Genomic DNA, 19,200 nt, shown 5'->3' with positions numbered 1-19,200 from the left:
AGGCAAAATAAAGGTCTTAAAGCTTATTTTTGAAAATGGTTTGGTTTTTCATTTTTATCTATTCATGTTACACTAATTATTGCGTGTCATTTGGAACTATTTTTTTTTGTGAATAGTTGTCGTTTTTTTCAGGGGAAAAAATTTGAAATAAACCGCCTCACAGGATGGTTTGCTAGTCAATTTATGTTTGGATTCTCTCTTAATCATTTTTGATTTACTAGTTGACACTCATAAATAAAAAGAAAAGAAAAGGAGCTGTTATTTTGTCAAAGATAACTATTGAACATGTAACAAAGGTTTTTGGTAAAAAGACAACACAAGCCTTAGAATTGTTAGAACAAAAAAAATCTAAGCAAGAAATCCTCAAAGAAACAGGGGTCACAGTTGGTGTTAATGATGTTAGTTTTACCGTTGAAGAGGGTGAAATTTTCGTTATCATGGGCTTATCCGGTAGTGGAAAATCAACACTTGTTCGTATGTTTAATCGCCTAATTGACCCAACTAAAGGAAATATTTTTATCGATGGCGAAAATTTATCAACGATGGATAAAAAAGCTTTACGTCAAGTCAGAAGAGAGAAATTAAGTATGGTTTTCCAAAACTTTGGTCTCTTTCCTCATCGAACTATTTTAGAAAACACCGAATACGGATTAGAAATTCAAGGCATGGATAAAGCTGAAAGACAAAAAAAGGCTCAAAAAGCTTTAGATAATGCTGGTTTAGGCGACTACAAAGATCAATACCCTAATCAACTATCTGGCGGAATGCAGCAAAGAGTTGGATTAGCACGTGCTCTAGCTAATGACCCTGAAATTTTATTAATGGATGAAGCTTTCTCTGCATTAGATCCTTTAATTCGTCGTGAAATGCAAGATGAACTAATAGAACTTCAATCCAATGTTAAAAAAACGATCATTTTTATTACACATGATTTAAATGAAGCTTTAAGAATCGGTGACAAAATTGCCTTAATGAAAGATGGCTCAATTGTACAAATCGGCTCACCTGAAGAAATACTCACTCATCCTGCAAATGATTATGTTGAAAAATTTGTTGAAGATGTTGATCGTTCTAAGGTGTTAACAGCCGAGAATATCATGCAACGTCCTGAAACATTAAACATTAAAAATCACGGACCTCGCTTTGCCTTAGAGCAAATGCGTAATGAAGGAATATCTAGTATGTTGGTCGTAGATGGCCAACGCAATCTTTTAGGTTACATCACTGCTGAAGATGCTTCGGATGCTCGCAAGAAAAATATTCAATCAATTGAAAGCATCGTTAAAAGTGATATTCCAACTGTTACTAGAACGACTTCGATGAATGACATTTTTTCAGTTATCCATGACTCAACTACTCCAGTAGCAGTTGTCGATGAAGGGAAATTAGTTGGTATTATTGTAAGAGGTGCTGTAATAGCTGCTCTTGCAGGAGAAAGTGAGGTTCTTGAAAATGTCTAGTTTATTAGATGCAATTCCAAAATTACCTGTAGCAGATGGGGTTGAAAACTTTACAAGTTGGTTAACAGATACATTTGCCTTTTTGTTTGATCCCATTCAAAAATATTCTGAAATAGCTATGGAATTTGTAACAGAAACTTTATTACTGGTTCCACCCCTATTGTTTATTTTGATTGTTGCTGTAATTGCCTTTATTGCTTCAAGAAAGAAATTCGGGCTAGCAGCATTTTCAATCGTAGGTCTTTGGTTTATTTATAACCAAGGTCTTTGGTCAGATTTAATGAACACGTTGACCTTAGTCTTAGTTGCCAGTTTATTGTCAGTTATCATCGGAGTTCCGTTTGGAATCTTGATGGCTAAAAATAAAGTAGCAAATACGATTATTGCTCCTGTTCTTGATTTCATGCAAACAATGCCTGCGTTTGTTTATCTCATTCCAGCCGTTGCTTTCTTTGGGATTGGTATGGTTCCTGGGGTATTCGCTTCTCTAATATTCGCTATTCCACCAACTGTTCGTTTTACTAACCTTGGAATCAGACAAGTTTCGGATGAATTAGTTGAAGCTGCTGAATCTTTTGGGAGCACTGGTGCTCAAAAATTATTTAAAGTCGAATTGCCTTTAGCAAAATCAACTATTATGGCTGGAATCAATCAGACTGTTATGTTAGCTTTATCAATGGTCGTTATCGCTTCAATGATTGGCGCTCCAGGTCTTGGTAGAGAAGTCTTATCATCCTTGCAACGTGCTCAAGTCGGAACAGGATTTGTATCTGGTTTAGGCTTAGTTGTTCTAGCTATCATTATTGACCGTTTGACACAAAAACTAAATAAAAAGTAATACGTTTTAGACTACTAAAGACCGTTTATTTAAAGAATTAATTATAAAGGAGAGATTTACCCGTTATGAAAAAATTTAACTGGAAACATTTAGGTCTTACAGCAGGCTTAGGATTATCATTAGTTGCAGCAGGCTGCTCAACAGAAAAAACATCAACAGAGGATCAAGCTTCTTCTGTTGGACAAGGAAAAGAAATTGAACTAGCATATGTAGAATGGGATACTGAAGTCGCTTCTACTAATGTTATCGGTAAAGTTCTAGAAGACTTAGGTTATGACGTAAAGTTAACACCTTTAGATAACGCTGTAATGTGGCAAGCTGTAGCTAGCGGTGACGCTGATGCTATGGTAGCTGCATGGTTACCCGCAACACACGGTTCTCAGTTTGAAGAATACGGCAATCAAATGGTTAACTTAGGACCTAACTTAGAAGGTGCTTTAGTTGGTTTAGTTGTTCCTGAGTACATGGATGTTAATTCTATGGATGACCTTACTGATGAAGCTAAAATGACGATTACAGGTATTGAACCAGGTGCTGGCGTTGTTGCCGCAACTGAAACAGCCTTAACGGATTACGATAATTTGAGTGAATGGAAACTTGAAACATCTTCATCTGGAGCAATGACAGTTGAATTAGGTCAAGCTATTAAAAACAAAGAAGAAATTGTTATTACTGGTTGGTCTCCACACTGGATGTTTGCCACTTATGACTTGAAGTATCTTGAAGATCCTGAAGGTTCATTTGGAGAAGCAGAAACAATCAATACTATGGCTCGTGAAGGTCTTGAAGAAGATATGCCTGAAGCTAACCAAGTGTTAGACCAATTTAATTGGACTACTGAAGAAATGGAAAGCATTATGCTAGAGATTTCTGAAGGAGAAGATCCTGAAGTTGCAGCAGAAACGTGGATTGAAGAAAATCCTGAACGTGTTGCTGAATGGACTGAAGGCGTAGCAAAATAGTCTATTATTAATAACGTTAAAGAGCATTCACATTTTGTGATTGCTCTTTTTTTGTCCATTGCTAAAGAAAAAAGAACTCTTATCGCCTTTAGAGGCAATAAGAGTTCTTTTTCTACTTAATTTTTGCGGTTACGTGAACTTGTTTCCATAATAATTGGCAAAATTACTGGACGTCTACGTGTTTGTTCATAAAGATGTTTGTTTAAAGCATCTCTAATTTCTTGTTTTAGACGGCTCCATTCAAATTCTTTTCTGTTTAAATTTTCTTCTACTACTTCTCGAATAATTTCATTACTTTGATTGATTAAATCAGTGTTTTCTTTAACGTATACGAAACCTCTAGTCATAACTTCAGGACCTGAGATAATTTTGCTCTTTCTGCGGTTAATAGTAACTACTGCTACAAATATACCGTCTTCAGATAACAACTTACGATCACGTAAAACGATATTTCCAATATCACCGATTCCAATACCATCAACCATTGTATTGCCCACGGTCACTTGACCTGCTACGTGCATGCGGTCATTTTTGTATTCCATGATGTCACCTTTACCAGGTATAAAAATGTTTTTGTAAGACATTCCTACTTCGTGAGCAAGTTCTGCGTGAGCAGAAAGCTTACGATATTCGCCTTGTACGGGAATAAAATAAGTCGGCTTGATCAAGTTGATCATTAATTTTAAATCGTTAGGAGTAGCATGTCCAGAAGCTTTCAAATTATCTGAAATTTGCTTAACTGTTCCTCCAGCACGATAAATCATATTTTCTGTTTGAGCAACGGTTACTTCCATTGCCGTTGAAGGACTTGTTACGATGTAAACTAAATCGCCCTCTTTTATGTTTACTTGAGTGTGCTTCCCTTTTGCCATACGTGACAATGTTTTAATCGGTTCGCCTGTTGCTCCTGTTTCTAACACAACGATTTCTTGATCAGTGTATTTTTCAATATCTGTTATAGGAACAATTAAATCTTCATTTGGTAACTGCAATTTATTTAACTCTATTGCTATTTGAACGATTTCTTCAAGGTTGCTTCCAGTAATAAAAATTTTCTTATGTGATTTGTGAGCAGCATCTAGTACTTGTTGAATACGTAAGATATTGCTTGCAACACTTGCAACAATGATTCGGCCAGTAGCATTTTGGAATGTATCCAATACTTCTTCTGCTACTTTTAAATCACTTATGTTTTCTACTGGACTTTCAGCTTCACTTGAGTCGCTTAATAACGCTAAAACTTTGCTTTTTCCAATATCAGCGATACGAGATAAATTACTTTGGTACATTGGTTTTGCACTTTGATCAAACTTGAAATCACCGGTGTAAACAATGCTTCCTTCAGTTGTTTTAAGCGCTATTCCAACAGAATCAGGAATGGTATGAGTTGTTCTAAAGAAACTAGCAATCACATCTCCAAATTCAATTTCAGTGTTTTCATCAATGATATGGTAATCATCAAATGTACTTGTTTGACTATCTTTTTCAACAAATAATTTTGCTAAAGCTATTGTTAATTCAGTTCCAAATACCGGAACATCAAATTTTTGAAGAAAATAAGGCAATGCTCCAATCGCATCTTCGTGTCCGTGTGTTAGAAATACTCCAGTAACACGGTTTCTATTTTCTTCTAAATAACTAAAGTCAGGAATGACTACATCAATTCCTAGTAATTCTGTTTCAGGATACATTAATCCACAGTCTAAAACAAATATGTCTTCATCCACCTCAACCGCGTACATGTTTTTTCCATTTTCGCGTACACCGCCTAGTGGGATAATTTTGATTGTGCTCATTTCTTCACCTCTCTTGCTTTCAATTTTTTTAGTTTTATTTTGTCCAATTTAATTCTTTCAATATATGTGCTTCTTCTTCTTTTGTGCATGCCACTAATGGCAATCTTGTTCCGCCTACATGAATACCTAAATGATTCAATGCAAATTTCACAGGCGCCGGAGATGGCACAGTGAACAAACTAGTCATTTTTGGTACTAATTGACGATGCATCGATGCTGCTTCAGCTAGAGAACCTTCTTCTAAAAGATCATACATTTTAGCAATATCATTCCCTAATACATGACTGGCTACAGAAATAACACCAGTTGCACCGATACATTTGGCAGGGAAAGCATTTCCGTCTTCACCAGTATAGACTAAAAAGTCATCAGACGTTTTTTCAATTTCTTCACTCAAAGCATCTAGACCCAAACATTCTTTTACACCAATTATATTTTTTATAGCAGAAAGTTTAATTGTCGTCTTAGGATCAATAGAAACACTCGTACGTCCAGGTACATTATAAATGATAATTGGCAAGGTTGTACTAGCTGCTACAGCTTCAAAATGAGCATATAAACCCGCTTGATTAGGTTTATTATAGTAAGGAACGACTACTAATGCTGCATCAATACCCGAGATAGCTTCAACTTCTTTGGTAAAAGCAATCGTTTCAGCCGTGTTGAATGATCCCGTACCAGCAATGATTGGAACACGTCCTGCCGTTAACTCGACCGTTTTACGATATAAAGCAATTTTTTCTTCATGAGCTAATGTAGGAGATTCGCCGGTTGTTCCGCCCACTACTAATCCTTCAGTTCCATTTTCAAGTAAAAAATTGATTAGTTTTTCTAATTGTTCATAATCAACTAATCCTTGTTCATTAAATGGAGTTGTCATAGCTGTTATAATGCGAGCTTTTCTTAAATCCATCAAAATCACCCTTTATTTTAAATTTAGTTACTTACTTTGATTAACCCTAGCTTGTGTAGACTTTCAGCAATTTGAACTGAGTTCCAAGCTGCCCCTTTTAATAAGTTATCAGAAACAATCCACATGTGAAAACCTTTATCTTCATCTCTGTCTTTACGGATTCTTCCAACAAACGTTTCTTTCTTACCTGCTGCTGCCAATGCTGTTGGGTAAATTTGATTAGATGGATCATCTTGAAGGACTACACCAGGTGCATTTCTCAAAATATCTTGGAGAGCAGACACACTAGCTCCATCTTCTTTTACTTCAATATAAACAGATTCTGAGTGTCCTGAAACAACTGGAATACGAACACAAGTAGCAGAAACTTTTATTTTATCATCGCTCATAATTTTTTTAGTTTCATTAATCATTTTTAATTCTTCAAATGTATAACCATCTTCCGTAAATAAATCAATTTGCGGTAAAGCATTAAAAGCGATTGGGAAATGTTTTTTATCTCCCCCAGATGGCAAAATAGTTGCTTCATAAGGTTCTTCATTTAGCATCTTCTGTGCTTGTTCTTTCATTTCTTTCACCGCAGAAATACCTGCTCCACTTACTGCTTGGTAAGTAGAAACAATAATACGATCTAAGCCATATTGCTTACGAATAGGTTCAAGTGCGACCATCATTTGGATAGTTGAACAGTTCGGATTAGCAATGATTCCTTTATGAGAACGAACGGCTTCTTCATTTACTTCTGGAACGACTAATGGTACTTCTGAATCCATTCGATAAGCACTCGTGTTGTCAATAACAACTGCCCCACGTTTTACAGCTTCCGGTGCAAATTGTTTTGAGATTGATCCGCCAGCACTAAACAAGGCAATATCAACATTTTCAAAAGATTCAGCTGTTGTTTCTTGAATTTCTGCTTCTTTACCTTTAAAAAGTATCTTTTTTCCAGCAGAACGTTTAGATGCTAAAAGTTTCACACTTTTTATCGGAAATGTAGCTTGTTCCAACATTTGAATCATTTTTGTTCCTACAGCTCCAGTTGCTCCCACAACTGCAATAGTATATCCAGTCATAATTTTATCTCTCCTAATTACGAAATTAAATTTTCATATTATCTATTAACTACGTGTGCTCCCAATATACATTTTAGCACAATTCCAAAGAAATTTATATAAATGTAGGTTATTCGCCTTTTTTTGTTTCATTTATCTAACGAATTTAAAAAAATTGTGCTACACTTTTTGTATATCACTCTATTCAATTAAGATGAGAGGAGAACCTATGAAGCGCAAATACAAAGTTTTAATCATTTGTTTAGTACTGTTGGTGTTACTCTTTTTAGGTGGTCTGTTTCTGTTACACACTAGGACTTATCAACCTTTAAACGAAACGCTAAAAGAAACTGAATCTACCAGTCAATACACCGTTAAAGAAACAAACGATGCACTTATTTTTCTCCCCTTGAATAATAAATGTCAACAGGATACATCTGTCATATTTTATCAAGGAGGATTAGTAGAAGAAAAAAGTTATAGCACAATTGCAGCTAAGCTAGCTACACAAGGTTACCCCGTTTACCTTGTTAAACATGCTTTAAACCTTGCCGTTACTGATAAAAACAAAGCGGAAGCTGTTATCGCTGATGAAAAAATTGGCGATTACGTTATTGGTGGCCATTCCTTAGGCGGTGTTATGGCTAGTCGTTTTGCACATGCAGCAACTACCAAACAATTAAAAGGCGTTTTCTTGTTAGCTAGTTATCCAGACGAAAATGGTCGTCTAGATAATTTACCATTGTCCGTTATTTCTATAATCGGCTCTAATGATGGTGTAGTTGATAAAGAAGCCTATCAAGATGGGAAAAAATACTTACCAGAATCCACTCTATTTTACACTATTGAAGGAGGCAATCATGCTGGATTTGGCGATTACGGAGACCAAGAAGGCGATAATCCTGGTAGTATTTCAGCTGAACAACAACAAGAAGAGACCGTTAACCAATTAGTAGAATGGTTAACATCGCTTGAAGAAAATTAAGTCCAAAAAAAAAGAACCCAATTAAAAAAATTGGGTTCTTTTTTTACTCATTTTTACTTTTCTTCAGTTTTCAATAATACTTTACGAGAAAGGTTAATTCTTCCTTGTTTATCGATTTCGATAACTTTAACGTCCATTACTTCTCCTAAAGCCAAAACATCTTCAACTTTAGCAACACGTTCGTTAGCTATTTCAGAAATATGAAGTAAACCATCTTTGCCTTTAGCAATTTCAACAAAAGCTCCAAATTTTTCAATTCGTTTTACTTTTCCAGAATAAACTTTACCGACTTCGATGTCTTTTGTTAACTCTTCGATAATTTCTTTAGCGCGTTTAATCATAGCAGCATCTTCAGAGGCAATACTAATTTTTCCTTCTTGATCGATATCAATTTTAACACCGGTTTCATCAATAATCGCATTAATTTGGTCGCCACCACGGCCAATAACAACTTTGATTTTTTCCGGTTTAATTTGCATCATTTCAATTTTAGGAGCAAATGCACTTAACTCTTCATGCGGTTCAGCAATTGTAGAAGTCAATTCATTTAAAATTTCCATTCTTGCTTTCTTAGCTTGAATTAATGCTTCTTCTAAAATTTGTTCAGTGATACCTTCTATTTTAATATCCATTTGAAGAGCCGTAATTCCTTTGCTTGTACCGGCTACTTTAAAGTCCATATCGCCTAAGTGATCTTCCAACCCTTGGATATCTGTTAAGACAGTATAATTTTCGCCTTCTTTAACTAGACCCATAGCGATTCCAGCAACTGGAGCTTTGATTGGTACACCAGCATCCATTAAAGCTAATGTGCCCGCACAAATACTTGCTTGTGATGAAGAACCGTTTGATTCAAGAACTTCAGCAACTAAACGAATCATGTAAGGGAAATCTTCTTCACTTGGAATAACTTGTGACAACGCACGTTCTCCTAATGCTCCATGTCCAATTTCACGACGACCTGGTCCACGTGATGGTCCAGTACTTCCTACAGAGTATTGAGGGAAGTTATAGTGATGAATGAAACGTTTGCTGTTTTCAACACCAAGGCCATCAATAATTTGATGTTCGCCTAATGGAGCTAACGTAGCAACTGATAAAGCTTGTGTTTGCCCACGTGTGAACAAACCAGAACCATGTGCTCTTGGTAAAAGTCCAATTTCAGAAGCTAAAGAGCGAATTTCATCGATTTTACGGCCATCTGGTCTAATTTTGTCGACTGTAATTAAACGACGCACTTCATTTTTTTCCATATCTTCAACAATTTGTTTTACTTCTTTGTTGATTCGTTTAGCTTCAGCATGTTCTTGATAGTGCTCTTCATAAAAAGCCATTGCTTCTTCTTTAACAGCTTCAATATTTTCTTCACGAGCTAATTTTTCTTCTGTTTGAATAGCTGCAATCATTTTAGATTGGTAAGCATCATTTACTTCTTTTTCTAAATCTGCATCAATTTGCAACAATTGAATATTCATTTTTTCTTTTCCGACAGCAGACACAATTTCTTCTTGGAAAGCGACTAGTTCTTGAATCGCTCTGTGTCCAAACATCAAAGCACCTAGCATATCTTCTTCTGAAACTTCCGCAGCTCCACTTTCAACCATGTTAATGGCATCTTTTGTTCCTGCAACAGTTAAATGGATATCTGATAATGCTTCTTGCTCTACTGTTGGGTTAATGATATATTCTCCATCAACGCGGCCAACATCAACACTAGCAATAGGTCCATTAAATGGAATATCAGAAATAGCTAGTGATAAAGAAGAACCGAACATTGCTGAAAATGCTGGAGAACAGTTTTGATCAACTGACATAACAGTGTTTGTGATTTGAACTTCATTACGAAATCCTTCTGCAAACATTGGACGAATTGGACGGTCAATTAAGCGAGCTGTTAAGGTCGCATATTCACTTGGGCGTGCTTCTCTTTTAATAAAGCCCCCTGGAATTTTACCGACTGAATACATTTTTTCATCATAATTTACAGTTAAAGGAAAGAAATCAACATCTTTCGCTTTTTTGCTAGCTACTGCTGCAGATAACACGACAGTATCATTATAGCGAATCAAAGTTGCTCCATTAGCTTGTTTCGCTAATTGTCCAACTTCGATTGTTAGTGTACGCCCTGCCCATTCTTTAGTAAAAATTTGTTTCTCTGTCATTGTGTGCATTTCTCCTTTTTATTGAAGCTCTTATTCGTCATTTCCAAACAGACTACTAAACAAATGTCAGTATTTAACGTTAGGTTAAATCTTCACATTTGTATAGTAGGATGGACAACAAAATAAACAGCTTTTTTATTTACATACAAAATGAAGCGAGATTCGTTAGAATCTCGCTTCTAAATAGACTACGAAAAATTAACGACGTAGACCTAATCTTTGAATCAATTCACGGTAACGAGTAATATCTTTGTTGCGTAGGTACGCAAGCAAGTTACGACGGTGACCAATTTTTTTCATAAGTCCACGATAAGAATGGTGGTCTTTTTTGTGAACACGTGCGTGTTCATTTAAGTGATTAATCTCAGCTGTTAATACAGCAACTTGTACTTCGGGAGAACCTGTATCTCCTTCGTGGATTGCGTATTCAGTGATGATTTCATTTTTACGTTCTTTAGAAATTGACATTTCTAAGCACCTCTTTCCTGATTTTTTCCTCCTACTGAGTAGACGTTGGTGAGTCGTTTTACCAAGTAAAAGGTATGTGTTTAGTACACTCTTGAATTTTACTAGACTCAATAAGAAAATGCAAGTTTTTTTAATCAGAATTTTTGATTTGGAAATTTTTTCTTCTATTATTTAAGTGTTTTTTATTTTAATTTATATTGAGCTGTTATTTCTAACACCATATCTCTTAAATTAGCAGCCTTTTCAAAGTTTAATTCTTTTGCAGCTACTTTCATTTCTAGTTCTAAACCATCAATTAATTCTAAACGTTGTGCCCTAGTCATTTTAGCAATATTTTCTAGACCAGAGGCTCCCTCATCGTCACCTTTTACTACAGAAGTAATCGAAATTAAATCACGAATGTCTTTAATGATTGTCTTAGGAGTAATGCCATGTTTTTCGTTGTATTCTTCTTGCGTTTCACGACGTCTTCCGGTTTCCGATATAGCCGCTCGCATAGAATCTGTTATTCGATCTGCATACATAATTACTCTCCCATTTTCATTACGTGCAGCTCGCCCGATAGTCTGAACAAGGGAACGTTCACTTCTTAGGAAACCTTCTTTATCTGCATCTAAAATAATGACCAGCGATACTTCTGGCACATCGATTCCTTCACGCAATAAGTTGATTCCGATTAACACATCATATACACCTAAACGTAGGTCTCGAATAATCTCCGTTCGTTCAAGTGTTTTTATTTCACTATGCAGATAAGCAACTTTAATTCCCACTTCTTTCAAATAATCGGTTAGATCTTCTGACATTTTCTTAGTCAATGTCGTGATGAAGACACGCTCATTCTTTTCAGATCGTTCATTTATTTCACCAATCAAATCATCAATTTGTCCTTTAATTGGACGCACTTCTATAATTGGATCTAACAATCCTGTAGGACGAATAATCTGTTCAATCACTTCTGGAGCTCTTTCTAATTCGTACGGTCCTGGTGTAGCTGAAATATACATAATTTGATTGACGTGATTCTCAAATTCTTCCAAGCGAAGCGGTCGGTTATCCAAAGCACTAGGTAATCTAAAACCATAGTCGATTAATTGTTGTTTTCTAGCTCTATCGCCATTGTACATTCCTCTAATTTGAGACATGGTGATATGAGACTCATCGATTACAATTAAAAAATCATCTGGAAAGAAGTCAATCAATGTATAGGGTGCTTCACCAGGTTTCCGTCCATCCATGTGCCTAGAATAGTTTTCGATTCCAGAACAATAGCCCATTTCTAACAGCATTTCCAAATCATAGTTCGTTCGTTGTTCTAATCGTTGGGCTTCAATCAATTTATCTTCCGCACGCAATTCTTTTAATCGTTCTTCTAGCTCTTCTTGGATATTTTTAATAGCTGACCTAGTTTGTTCATCATTGGCAACAAAGTGAGTAGCCGGAAAGATAGGAACGTGTTGAACATCCGCTTTGACCTCACCTGTTAGCACATCTACTTCTCTGATACGATCAATCTCATCACCAAAGAACTCTACACGTATCGCCTCACTGTCACGAGAAGCTAAAAAGATTTCTACAACGTCTCCTCTAACACGAAAACGGCCACGTTGAAAATCAATATCATTGCGCTCAAATTGCATGTCTACTAAGCGTCGCAACATTTCATCTCGGTTCATTTCAGCCCCGACACGTAAAGAAAGCACATGATCCCGGTAATCTTCAGGATTGACTAATCCATAGATGCAAGAAACAGATGCCACTACAATAACATCTCTTCTTTCTAATAAAGCACTCGTTGCTGAATGACGCAATTTGTCTATTTCATCATTCACACTTGATTCTTTTTCAATAAACGTATCGCTTGAAGGAACATAAGCTTCTGGCTGATAATAGTCATAATAACTCACGAAATACTCTACCGCATTATCTGGGAAAAACTCTTTAAATTCTCCGTACAATTGCCCTGCTAATGTTTTATTATGAGCAATAACTAACGTCGGTTTATTTACTTCTTTAATAACATTTGAGACCGTAAAAGTTTTACCTGTTCCAGTGGCACCTAGTAAAGTTTGTTCCTTCGTTCCTGATTCGATACCGGCAATTAGTTTTTTGATTGCAGCCGGCTGATCACCACTTGGCTGGTATTTAGAAACCAGTTCAAATTGGTCTTTTGGCATTTTTACGTACCTCCTCGTGCTTCTATTAATTCTAAATGAATCTTATTCCATGTAAGACATACTATTTCAATTCTACTTTATTATTCTAGCACTGAACATGTGTTCTTACAACTAATTAGATAAGGTTGCCTAGATTATCGCTAATTTTATTTAAATTACTATAGAAAAAAAATGGAGATAGAGCTCTTTTATAGACTAAAAAAGCCGCAACACCTGACTAATCAGGCATTTGCGACTTTTCTAATGACTCTATATAACTATGACCTCTTATTTAGCTAATTTAGCAGTTAAACGAGATTTGTCACGGTTAGCTTTATTTTTATGAATCAATCCTTTAGATGCAGCCATGTCAATTGATTTGATTGCTTCTTTAAGTAATTGTTCAGAGTTTTCGTTACCTGCTTCAATAGCTTGAACGTATTTTTTAATAGCAGTACGCATTGAACTTTTTTGAACGTTGTTTTGTATAGCTGATTTCTCAGAAGTACGAACACGTTTGATTGCAGCTTCGATGTTTGGCATTTGATTCACCCCACTTTCAATTATTTACAACTTAAAATAGTCTATTCCAGTTGTTTCAACAAACTCAATTATACATAAAGACACGCTTCAATGCAATAAAAATGTGTAAAGTTTTTTTACTTGATAGCTATATTATTCTAAACTCCGCTATCTAGGTTTATTTACCAACTTTTTTTGAGCATACTGCAAAACAAATAGTTCAAACTGCATTTCTTTATCGCCTTTACCAGTTTTCAATCGATACTCAGCATCAATTAACCCATTATAGGCTTCTACTAATGCGTATTCCTTGATTTTCCTCATTTGCTGAATAGCTAATTTTACCCGGTAAGGATGTGTTTTCAATAGTTTAGCAATATCCCCTTGTTGGTAGCCTTTTTTCTCTAAAATTTTAACTTGAATCAGCAATCGGAATTGAGCAGTCATGATTGCATTTATTTTGATTGGATCTTCTTTTTGCAGCAACAGATCTTGATACAAGTTTAATGCTTGTCCTACATCTTTCTTCAAGACGTATTCATTTAAGGCGAATATGTTTTGTTCTAACGATTTAGCCACTAATTCTTGAACAGCTTCTATTGTGATAAATTTAGTTTCTTGTGCGTAAAGAAATAGCTTAGGCAACTCTCCCATGGCTACTGATAACTTTGCATCTGTTAATTGAATAAACAATTCAAATGCTTCTGGTGAATACCGATACCCTTCATTTGAAATCGTATCTTTAATATATTTTCGCATTTCTTTTTCTGATAAAGCATTAACTTCAAGTACTGTGGCTGTTTTTTTGAGTAACTTGGTTATCTTCTTACGTTCATCTAATTTTTCGTATGGTGCAAAGAGTACAAGCGTAGTTGACTCTGAAGGACGGGTTAAATAGTTTTCGAACCATTTCAAATCATGCTCTATCTTTGATTTTGTTTTTTCACCTGTTAAGAAAACCGGTCTGTCGACGAAAACAACGCGGCGTTCACCAAAAAATGGAATAGATTCTGCATCTTCTAAGGCAGTTCCAATAGACACTTCTTCCATGTCGTAAGCGCCATAGTTCAGTTCCAGTTCTTCTTCTTTTAATAAATTATCTAGCAGCGTTTTTCTTGCTACACTAGCTAAGTAGGACTCTGTTCCTAATACAATATAAACTGTAGCAATTGTGCCATTTTTTATTTTTGTTAATTCTGATACAAGATTCACTCTGTTCCACCACTTTCTTATCTTGCCTCTATGGTACAAAGCATTAAATTATTTAGCAAGACTATTCATGAACTATTTTAGAATTGTCTGAAAGTCTCTTTCTTTCACTCGCGTCAAATCATCGGAATACGTATACCTAAAACTACCTTGCAAATCAGTGCGGTAAACAGTTGTATTCAACTCAACAAATCTTTCCATAACAGCTTCATTCGGGTGATTGTAGCGGTTGTTTAATCCACAAGATATTAATGCAATTTTAGGATTTAATTGTTGAACGAATTTCTCACTAGTCGACGTTTGGCTTCCATGATGGGCAACTTTTAAGATATCCACTCTTAAGTTAGGATAGAGAGCCGCTAGTTCTGCTTCTCCGGCTTCCTCAATATCTCCAGGAAACAACCAATAGTAGTCTCCTATTTTCCCGTACAGGACTAATGAATCATTGTTTTCGCCCTCACCAGCTTTCAAGGGCCATAATACTGCTAATGAAGGGCCAAAAAGTTGCTTTTGCGTATTTTCAGCCGTAAGTGCACTTAATTTTGTTCCGTTCTTTTCTAATGTTTGTGCTGCTTCATAAAATGGTTGTTTTTTTGTTGTACCTACAGGGAAAATCAGCTTTTTAATGTTAATGCTCTCGGCTAGTTCTTTTAATTCACCCATGTGGTCTTCATCACCATGCGTAATAAATACTTGGTCTATTTGCGTCACTCCTAAAGACTTAATGACGGGTATTAACACTCGGCTTGCCACAGTGGATTGTTTTTTTCTTATTTGCCATTCTTCTTTTTCAAATGCCATTGCTCCGCCCGTATCAATCAGGTATACGCCGGCTCCAAAAGGCTTTTTAATTAAAATAGCATCTCCTTGACCGACATCTAATACCAAAACTTCTCCAAAAGGGTTGTATTTTTGGTAATAAATAAAAATAGTGAAAACAACTACTAGTAAAACCACGGAACGTTTTATTTTTTTTCGCCCCTCTAAAGCCACAATAAAAAGAATCAATCCGATGATCATTAGGATGAATAAACCAAAGGGAACTTTGCCTGTAACAATCGTACTGTATGGAAAGAGTTTAATTTTTAAAACCAGCCATTCAGTCATCTCCAATAAACTTTCCATTAAATTTGACAGGAAATGAAAAAAAAGCGTTCCTGAAAGCAGATAAGAACTCGCAAAGAGGAAGATTGATAATGGCATGACCACCCAAGTAAATAATGGAACAAAAATTAAATTAGCAAACATTCCTATCCATGAGAACTCAAAAAAGTGAAAGCTGAGAATTGGAATAGAAATAAGGGTTAGTATAAATGAAATAACCACATTATTTATACTAGCCAGTTTTGACCGATTGAACAAAGAGTCCGAAAATAACATTAACGTTAAGCTGAGTAAATAGCTTAACTGAAAGCCGATAGAAAAAATTTGATAAGGGTTTAGCCAAAGTCCAAAAATTAACGTCCACGACCATGCATCTAGACCAGAAATAGGTTTTCGAATACGTGCACCTGTTTGACTGAGTAAACTCATTACAATAGCTCTGAAAATACTTGTTCCCCAACCGGTTAAACTGCCATATAATGGTAGAAAAATCAATAAGAGTAAATAGGTTCGTTCTCGTGTCACACCTAATCGCCAAAGAATATAGGTTAGACCTGTTATAAAAAATTGAATGTGTAAGCCAGAAATACTCAATAAATGAATAATACCAATTTCTTTATACCCGCTCATCACTTGATCATCAATCGAGCTAGTATCCGCAAACAACAGCGTTTTTATGTAACTTGCAATAGTAGCTGTTGTTTCACTTTCAATATGAGCTAAGATATTTTGTCTTAAATTTTTTAAATTTAGTTTATCAAAAAAAGTTTGTTGCTGTAGTTCAGAATGGATATCAATAGTAGTCGCTTCTACTATCCAATGGATTTTATTGCGGTACAAATAACGATGGTAATCAAATTGATTTAAATTTCTATTTTTTTCAGGTTTAGCTAAAGAACCCGTCACTATAAAATCTTCTACCTTTTGTTGTTTCTTCCAATTATTCTTTTCTTCTTCAGTAGATAATCGATAAAAAACAACCACTTTTTCAGCAAGTTTTACCTTTGTTCCGGCTTCTTTAACCGTGCCATAAAATTGAATTTGATCTCCATCAATCTTCAGCTTGTTTGGATCGAGTTCAATTAAAAATAATTGGTCTTCTGCAAGTAAGGCGGTTCGGTTATGATTCTTTTCAAATCCTGCAAAAAAAAAGGTTGCACTCATTAGCAAACAAGTATAAATAATCAATTCTTTTCTGCGTGTAGCTGCCAACCGAATTAGCCAAATAAAAAGTAAAAGATAGCTTAACCAGTGCGTTGTTAATACAATAATCGCGCACAATAAACAGGAGATGGCTGAAAAAAGGGCATATCCCTTCAACTATTGGATTGGTATGTGCCATCACTACGATTTAAACTACTTTGTGTCTTTGTAGTGAAATCGAGTTGTTGGAAAAAATCTTTTGGAAGTGCAACTTTTTGACATTGAACATGGGCTTGTTCAATCAACTTTAATGCATAAGGATCATTATGGTAATCTTCTAAATAATATATTTTAGTTATACCCGCTTGAATAATCATTTTTGTACACTGTAAGCACGGAAAATGAGTAACGTATATTTCAGCACCTTGAGTTTGTGCGCCAAATTTTGCACATTGAAGAATGGCGTTCATTTCTGCATGTATTGTTCTCAAACAATGACCGTCAACGACATAACAACCTTCATCTATGCAGTGTACATCTCCACTAACCGAACCGTTATAACCTCCCGCAATAATTCTTTTCTCTCTTACAATTGTTGCTCCAACAGTTAATCGCGTACAGGTACTTCGTAAAGACAGCAATAAGCTTTGAGACATAAAATACTGATCCCATGGTATGCGTTCCGTCATACTCATCCTCCTACTAATTTATCCGTTTAAGCTATTCAATTATCTTAAACATTTTCTCAAGTATACAAAAGGCCATTAAGACTTTCAACACTTCATTTTTATTTCTGCTCTTTTTAGTCACTGCCCACTGTCACACTCGCTTTTAATGCTTCAAAAGTTTTTTCTCCAATACCGGACACATTTTTCAAATCTTCAATTGTTTGAAAAGAACCATTTTCTTGTCTATAAAGTACGATTTGTTCTGCTTTTTTTTCACCTATTCCAGATAATTGCTGCAATTCGATAGCGTCTGCAAGATTGATATTCACTTTTGTAGCATTTGTATTTCCCTCACTTTCTTTAGGTAGCGTAATCACAGTTTCTTCAATAACAGCTGCTGAAGGTTCTTTGACTGCTTCATTTGTTTCTTCTGATTCTTCTGTTCCGACTTCTGAAATGAATATGACCATTTGATCTGTTAATTTCAATGATAAGTTAACTGGATTCTGATTGGCTTTCTCACTAAATCCACCAGCTAGTTTAATCGCATCAATCAATCGCATATCACTTGTCACTTCATACACCCCAGGAAAGTATACGGCTCCTTTGACATCAACATACATTTTATCTATGAGACTTTCAGAACTTTGTTCCATTTGAATCGAATTTTTTGAACTTTTATTTTCACTTGCCAAATAACTCATCATAGTTGAAGGTTCTTCGACTGCTTTTGCATCTTTAAAAAATAGAAAACTAACCCCTACTATACTGAGAATCAAACAAACAAGCAGACCTATTTCAATCAGTAATCTTTTTTTGACAAACCATTCTTTGCTAGTTTTCAACATCCCCTTACACTCCTTTTCGAGTCCTTCTATAAATACTATGCGTAAAAAAGCTTATTTTCTTTTAAACAGTCGCTTTAATTTATTTTTTTACAAAATTGTAGTATGGTTGAGTAGATTAAAGAACACTATTAAATAAGGGGTGACGAGATGACTATCGGAAAACAAATTGTACTCTATGCAGCTTATGTACTCATGATTGCTGTAAACGCTTTAGCGAACATTCTCCCAATAAACGGTTACCAAACGGGTGAAATCTCAGATATGCATGATGTGTTTTTTACTCCAGCGGGATTCATTTTTAGCATTTGGGGAGTCATTTACTTAGCGCTGTTGTTATGGCTGTTAAGTGTTAGTTTTAAAAAGCAAACTTTAAGTCCTTCACAATACTGGGGATTTTTATTAACTTGTTTACTTAATACGAGTTGGATTTTAGTTTGGCATTTTCTTTTAGACGGTATTGCTTTTATTATTATCTTCTTACTGCTTTTAGCGCTTATCTTTTTATATCAAGCTCAAAAAAAAGCTTCTTCTTCCATGCTCTATCTCATTCCTATTTCACTTTACTTAGGATGGATTATCGTTGCTACAATCACAAATTTCAGTTATTGGTTAGTTGCTAGCGTTGGAATTGAAACAAGCATTCAAACAGTATTAACCTATGCACTCTTAGGTTTGACCACTCTGGTGGGATTAGGAATTATTTTTTATTTAAAAGATTGGGCTATTGTATTAGTATTTGTTTGGGCAATGTATGGGATATTTACAAAAAACTTGCCTGATCACCGTTTAATCGCATTGGTCACAATTGTTTTAGCTGTTATCCTTTTGATAGGAATCATTGCTTCATTCGTCATTAATCGTGGAACAACTAAAAAAAATCCATATCATTTTTAAAAATTCACAAAAAAAGGCTA

At 35.4% G+C, this 19,200-nt stretch carries 14 protein-coding genes and 1 pseudogene; 4 read left to right on the top strand and 11 right to left on the bottom strand.

The features are described 5' to 3' along the window. Window positions 1-263 precede the first annotated feature (263 nt). Both BP18_RS04365 and BP18_RS12785 read left to right on the top strand, forming a co-directional pair. The gene (locus BP18_RS04365; RefSeq protein ID WP_007723841.1) at window positions 264-1,460 is read left to right on the top strand and encodes a quaternary amine ABC transporter ATP-binding protein; all 1,197 of its coding nucleotides are present in this window, start codon (window positions 264-266) and stop codon (window positions 1,458-1,460) included. Further along, window positions 1,453-3,260: pseudogene (locus BP18_RS12785) on the top strand (ABC transporter permease/substrate binding protein). Before BP18_RS04365 ends, BP18_RS12785 begins: the two are co-directional and overlap by 8 nt. 116 nt (window positions 3,261-3,376) lie before the next feature. Here the strand turns inward: BP18_RS12785 and BP18_RS04350 are convergent. From BP18_RS04350 to BP18_RS04340, 3 genes are read right to left on the bottom strand one after another with little or no spacing between them, the layout of a single operon-like run. Further along, the gene (locus BP18_RS04350) at window positions 3,377-5,056 is read right to left on the bottom strand and encodes a ribonuclease J (protein WP_029277962.1); all 1,680 of its coding nucleotides are present in this window, start codon (window positions 5,054-5,056) and stop codon (window positions 3,377-3,379) included. A 34-nt stretch (window positions 5,057-5,090) separates the two neighbouring features. Further along, window positions 5,091-5,969, bottom strand: a complete 879-nt coding sequence (gene dapA, locus BP18_RS04345) for a 4-hydroxy-tetrahydrodipicolinate synthase (protein WP_029277964.1) — start codon at window positions 5,967-5,969, stop codon at window positions 5,091-5,093. 23 nt (window positions 5,970-5,992) lie between these two features. Then, on the bottom strand, window positions 5,993-7,042 hold the full coding sequence (locus BP18_RS04340) for an aspartate-semialdehyde dehydrogenase (protein ID WP_029277966.1): 1,050 nt from the start codon (window positions 7,040-7,042) through the stop codon (window positions 5,993-5,995). A gap of 208 nt (window positions 7,043-7,250) precedes the next feature. Here BP18_RS04340 and BP18_RS04335 point away from each other — a divergent pair, with 208 nt between their 5' ends. Continuing rightward, the gene (locus BP18_RS04335; RefSeq protein WP_029277968.1) at window positions 7,251-8,006 is read left to right on the top strand and encodes an alpha/beta hydrolase; all 756 of its coding nucleotides are present in this window, start codon (window positions 7,251-7,253) and stop codon (window positions 8,004-8,006) included. Window positions 8,007-8,059: 53 nt separating this feature from the next. Here the strand turns inward: BP18_RS04335 and pnp are convergent, their stop codons facing one another. The 8 genes from pnp to BP18_RS04295 form a co-directional block, all read right to left on the bottom strand. Beyond that, window positions 8,060-10,168 carry a polyribonucleotide nucleotidyltransferase gene (pnp, locus tag BP18_RS04330; RefSeq protein ID WP_029277970.1) on the bottom strand — a complete coding sequence of 703 codons (2,109 nt, stop codon included), beginning with the start codon at window positions 10,166-10,168 and terminating at the stop codon, window positions 8,060-8,062. Window positions 10,169-10,366: 198 nt separating this feature from the next. Next, window positions 10,367-10,636, bottom strand: a complete 270-nt coding sequence (gene rpsO / locus BP18_RS04325; protein ID WP_007723862.1) for a 30S ribosomal protein S15 — start codon at window positions 10,634-10,636, stop codon at window positions 10,367-10,369. Between the two features lie 182 nt (window positions 10,637-10,818). Further along, on the bottom strand, window positions 10,819-12,813 hold the full coding sequence (uvrB, locus tag BP18_RS04320; protein WP_007723865.1) for an excinuclease ABC subunit UvrB: 1,995 nt from the start codon (window positions 12,811-12,813) through the stop codon (window positions 10,819-10,821). Between the two features lie 267 nt (window positions 12,814-13,080). Beyond that, a complete protein-coding gene (gene rpsT / locus BP18_RS04315) occupies window positions 13,081-13,335 on the bottom strand; it encodes a 30S ribosomal protein S20 (RefSeq protein ID WP_029277972.1) in 255 nt (84 codons plus the stop codon). A gap of 147 nt (window positions 13,336-13,482) precedes the next feature. Next, complete coding sequence (gene holA, locus BP18_RS04310; RefSeq protein WP_029277974.1) at window positions 13,483-14,526, bottom strand: DNA polymerase III subunit delta; 1,044 nt, start codon at window positions 14,524-14,526, stop codon at window positions 13,483-13,485. Window positions 14,527-14,598: 72 nt separating this feature from the next. Continuing rightward, window positions 14,599-16,908: a DNA internalization-related competence protein ComEC/Rec2 gene (locus BP18_RS04305; RefSeq protein WP_269319395.1), complete on the bottom strand. Its 2,310-nt coding sequence runs from the start codon at window positions 16,906-16,908 to the stop codon at window positions 14,599-14,601. 35 nt (window positions 16,909-16,943) lie between these two features. Further along, the gene (locus tag BP18_RS04300) at window positions 16,944-17,459 is read right to left on the bottom strand and encodes a ComE operon protein 2 (protein WP_007722509.1); all 516 of its coding nucleotides are present in this window, start codon (window positions 17,457-17,459) and stop codon (window positions 16,944-16,946) included. Window positions 17,460-17,572: 113 nt separating this feature from the next. Continuing rightward, a complete protein-coding gene (locus BP18_RS04295; RefSeq protein ID WP_007722511.1) occupies window positions 17,573-18,286 on the bottom strand; it encodes a helix-hairpin-helix domain-containing protein in 714 nt (237 codons plus the stop codon). A gap of 147 nt (window positions 18,287-18,433) precedes the next feature. On the opposite strand from BP18_RS04295, the gene BP18_RS04290 reads away from it, so the two are divergent. Next, on the top strand, window positions 18,434-19,180 hold the full coding sequence (locus BP18_RS04290; protein WP_007722513.1) for a tryptophan-rich sensory protein: 747 nt from the start codon (window positions 18,434-18,436) through the stop codon (window positions 19,178-19,180). Window positions 19,181-19,200: the final 20 nt, after the last annotated feature.

The sequence above is a fragment of the Carnobacterium jeotgali MS3 genome (assembly GCF_000745125.1).
Taxonomy (GTDB): domain Bacteria; phylum Bacillota; class Bacilli; order Lactobacillales; family Carnobacteriaceae; genus Carnobacterium_B; species Carnobacterium_B jeotgali.
Note: the sequence above shows the minus strand (reverse complement) of the source record. Positions and strands in the feature narration are given on the sequence as shown.

Excerpts from the sequence above, each read along its gene's own strand:
- BP18_RS04350 (WP_029277962.1), bottom strand. The coding sequence starts at position 5,056 with ATGAGCACAATCAAAATTATCCCACTAGGCGGTGTACGCGAAAATGGA.
- dapA (WP_029277964.1), bottom strand. The coding sequence starts at position 5,969 with ATGGATTTAAGAAAAGCTCGCATTATAACAGCTATGACAACTCCATTT.
- BP18_RS04340 (WP_029277966.1), bottom strand. The coding sequence starts at position 7,042 with ATGACTGGATATACTATTGCAGTTGTGGGAGCAACTGGAGCTGTAGGA.
- BP18_RS04335 (WP_029277968.1), top strand. The coding sequence starts at position 7,251 with ATGAAGCGCAAATACAAAGTTTTAATCATTTGTTTAGTACTGTTGGTG.
- pnp (WP_029277970.1), bottom strand. The coding sequence starts at position 10,168 with ATGACAGAGAAACAAATTTTTACTAAAGAATGGGCAGGGCGTACACTA.
- rpsO (WP_007723862.1), bottom strand. The coding sequence starts at position 10,636 with ATGTCAATTTCTAAAGAACGTAAAAATGAAATCATCACTGAATACGCA.
- uvrB (WP_007723865.1), bottom strand. The coding sequence starts at position 12,813 with ATGCCAAAAGACCAATTTGAACTGGTTTCTAAATACCAGCCAAGTGGT.
- rpsT (WP_029277972.1), bottom strand. The coding sequence starts at position 13,335 with ATGCCAAACATCGAAGCTGCAATCAAACGTGTTCGTACTTCTGAGAAA.
- BP18_RS04300 (WP_007722509.1), bottom strand. The coding sequence starts at position 17,459 with ATGACGGAACGCATACCATGGGATCAGTATTTTATGTCTCAAAGCTTA.
- BP18_RS04295 (WP_007722511.1), bottom strand. The coding sequence starts at position 18,286 with ATGTTGAAAACTAGCAAAGAATGGTTTGTCAAAAAAAGATTACTGATT.
- BP18_RS04290 (WP_007722513.1), top strand. The coding sequence starts at position 18,434 with ATGACTATCGGAAAACAAATTGTACTCTATGCAGCTTATGTACTCATG.